This is a genomic window from Bartonella sp. CL25QHWL (assembly GCF_042195335.1).
Taxonomy (GTDB): domain Bacteria; phylum Pseudomonadota; class Alphaproteobacteria; order Rhizobiales; family Rhizobiaceae; genus Bartonella.
Window position 1 is genome coordinate 1 of sequence record NZ_JBHIOE010000073.1, and the last position, 926, is coordinate 926.

Here is a 926-nt window from a genome sequence, read left to right on the forward strand (position 1 = left end):
AATATAAAACGCTCTGTACGGTCAAATTTTAGGTAAATAGACCAATTGGTAAAATTATGGACTAAAAACATGAGAATATTAAAAGACCTGTTCTTAAAAAAGCGTAAACAACCCATGCAAAAAGAGTTTGTTGCAACAGCTGTTGGTTATGTTCCTTGGGGGGACGGAGCAGAGGAGTATTTTTACAACCTCTACGAATATGAAGATGGCACAAGAGAGTGTGAAAAGTTTGATGGCGGACAGTATTATACCATACCAGAAAATGCGGATTTTAGTACCAAAGCGCAAGTAAAAGCATGGGTTTACGGTGGGAATATTCCGAAAAGCGTTCTCAATTACGAACCTCTTATAGATGAGATCAATAAAGAGATCAAAAAATTATCGAAAACCGCAGGAAATAAATATGTTTACAGATAAGCAGCTAAGAGCCTTGTTTGGCATTATAACTTTTATATTTTTATGTTTTTTAGGAATTAAAAAAAATCCCTACTTTATTCAAAGTATTTTGACATTCGCATCTGTTTCTTTGGTAATAGTCACAGCGGTTTTTGCAATTTTATGCAATTCTCATATTCCTTTTGAGTTGCAGAACAATCCAAAATACAAACGCGGCAATACAACAGGTTGGAAGACATTAACACGTGATTTACAACAGTATATGCACAGACTTTTAAAGCTAATAAGTTTAGCGCTTGTCGTTTTAATTTTCCCAAATAGTTATAAAGAAACTGTTTCTTTACCTTTCATTTCTAAGTACGTGGAGTACAAGCTTTCTTTTCCATTGGATACTGTACTTTGGTACTCAGATATTGCTCTTTGGTATTCCTTTTTAGTCTGTGTATTTTTCCTTATGTTACGTACACGCAGTTTAATAAACATATCTATTTACACACTACAGTGCTCAGTTAAAAAGCTATAGTAAAATT

The 926-nt window shown here is 33.6% G+C and carries 2 protein-coding genes; both read left to right on the top strand.

All coding sequences use genetic code 11. The annotated features are described in order from the left end of the window. Positions 1-69 precede the first annotated feature (69 nt). On the top strand, positions 70-417 hold the full coding sequence (locus ACFILY_RS09520) for a hypothetical protein (RefSeq protein WP_375643817.1): 348 nt from the start codon (positions 70-72) through the stop codon (positions 415-417). Further along, entirely contained in the window at positions 404-919 is a 516-nt protein-coding gene (locus ACFILY_RS09525; RefSeq protein ID WP_375631609.1) for a hypothetical protein, read from the top strand. Before ACFILY_RS09520 ends, ACFILY_RS09525 begins: the two co-directional genes overlap by 14 nt. The last annotated feature ends 7 nt before the right edge of the window (positions 920-926 follow it).